This is a genomic window from Pseudoalteromonas sp. NEC-BIFX-2020_015, assembly GCF_012952265.1.
GTDB lineage: Bacteria > Pseudomonadota > Gammaproteobacteria > Enterobacterales > Alteromonadaceae > Pseudoalteromonas > Pseudoalteromonas neustonica.
In genome coordinates, this window is record NZ_JABCJL010000062.1 from 1 (window position 1) to 2,201 (window position 2,201).

The 2,201-nt window shown below is 48.9% G+C and carries 1 rRNA gene; it reads right to left on the bottom strand.

Annotation, left to right across the window (positions count from 1 at the left end):
- A 23S ribosomal RNA gene (locus HH219_RS21465) occupies positions 1-2,115 on the bottom strand; the annotation flags it as partial.
- Positions 2,116-2,201 lie beyond the last annotated feature (86 nt).

Sequence of the window (2,201 nt, forward strand, 5' to 3'; positions counted from 1 at the left end):
AAGTCTCCCACCTATCCTACACATGTAGGTTCAATGTTCAGTGCCAAGCTGTAGTAAAGGTTCACGGGGTCTTTCCGTCTAGCCGCGGGTACACAGCATCTTCACTGCGATTTCAATTTCACTGAGTCTCGGGTGGAGACAGCGTGGCCATGGTTACACCATTCGTGCAGGTCGGAACTTACCCGACAAGGAATTTCGCTACCTTAGGACCGTTATAGTTACGGCCGCCGTTTACCGGGGCTTCGATCAAGAGCTTCTCCGAAGATAACCCCATCAATTAACCTTCCGGCACCGGGCAGGTGTCACACCGTATACGTCATCTTGCGATTTTGCACAGTGCTGTGTTTTTAATAAACAGTCCCAGCCACCTGGTCACTGCGGCTCCCGTCCGCTTAGAGAGCAAGTCTCATCACAGATAGGAGCGTACCTTCTCCCGAAGTTACGGTACGATTTTGCCTAGTTCCTTCACCCGAGTTCTCTCAAGCGCCTTAGTATTCTCTACCTGACCACCTGTGTCGGTTTGGGGTACGATTCCATATAATCTGAAGCTTAGAGGCTTTTCCTGGAAGTATGGCATCAGCAACTTCACTACCGTAGTAGCTCGTCTCGTGTCTCAGGTTTAATGTTCGTCCGGATTTACCTAAACAAACGCCCTACTCACTTTCACATGGACTACCAACGCCATGCTTGCTTAGCCTGCTCCGTCCCCCCATCGCAATTATATCGAGTACAGAAATATTAATCTGTTTCCCATCGACTACGCCTTTCGGCCTCGCCTTAGGGGTCGACTTACCCTACCCTGATTAACATGGGATAGGAACCCTTGGTCTTCCGGCGTGGGAGTTTTTCACTCCCATTATCGTTACTCATGTCAGCATTCGCACTTCTGATACGTCCAGCATACCTCCCGGTACACCTTCAACCGCTTACAGAACGCTCCCCTACCACTCAGAATAAATTCTGAATCCGCAGCTTCGGTGCATAGTTTAGCCCCGTTACATCTTCCGCGCAGACCGACTCGACCAGTGAGCTATTACGCTTTCTTTAAAGGATGGCTGCTTCTAAGCCAACCTCCTGGCTGTCTGGGCCTTTCCACATCGTTTCCCACTTAACTATGACTTTGGGACCTTAGCTGGCGGTCTGGGTTGTTTCCCTCTTCACGACGGACGTTAGCACCCGCCGTGTGTCTCCCGGATATTACTTTACGGTATTCGGAGTTTGCAAAGGGTTGGTAAGTCGGGATGACCCCCTAGCCTTAACAGTGCTCTACCCCCGTAAGTATTCGTCCGAGGCTCTACCTAAATAGATTTCGGGGAGAACCAGCTATCTCCCGGTTTGATTAGCCTTTCACTCCTAGCCACAGGTCATCCCCTAACTTTTCAACGTTAGTGGGTTCGGTCCTCCAGTTGATGTTACTCAACCTTCAACCTGCCCATGGCTAGATCACCGGGTTTCGGGTCTATACCTTGCAACTATTCGCCCAGTTAAGACTCGGTTTCCCTACGGCTACCCTATTCGGTTAACCTCGCTACAAAATATAAGTCGCTGACCCATTATACAAAAGGTACGCAGTCACCCAACAAGTGGGCTCCTACTGCTTGTACGTACACGGTTTCAGGTTCTATTTCACTCCCCTCACAGGGGTTCTTTTCGCCTTTCCCTCACGGTACTGGTTCACTATCGGTCAGTTGGGAGTATTTAGCCTTAGATGATGGTCCACCTATATTCAGTCAAAGTTTCACGTGCTCCGACCTACTCGATTTCACTTAAAATGTCTTTTCATGTACGGGACTATCACCCTGTATCGTGGCGCTTTCCAGCGGCCTTCCATTAACACATAATAAGCTTAAGGGCTGTTCCGGTTTCGCTCGCCGCTACTTCCGGAATCTCGGTTGATTTCTTTTCCTACGGGTACTTAGATGTTTCAGTTCTCCGCGTTCGCCTCGTTAACCTATGTATTCAGTTAACGATACCTGCAAGCAGGTGGGTTTCCCCATTCGGAAATCCTAGTCTCAAGTGCTTTTTACTAGCTTGACTAGGCTTATCGCAAGTTAATACGTCCTTCATCGCCTCCAACTGCCAAGGCATCCACCGTGTACGCTTAGTCACTTAACCATACAACCCAAACGGGTCTTTGTTTTGTGACAGTTTAACTTCGCCAGAAGTTAATATTGAATACTAAAGTAGATACCAATCAATCA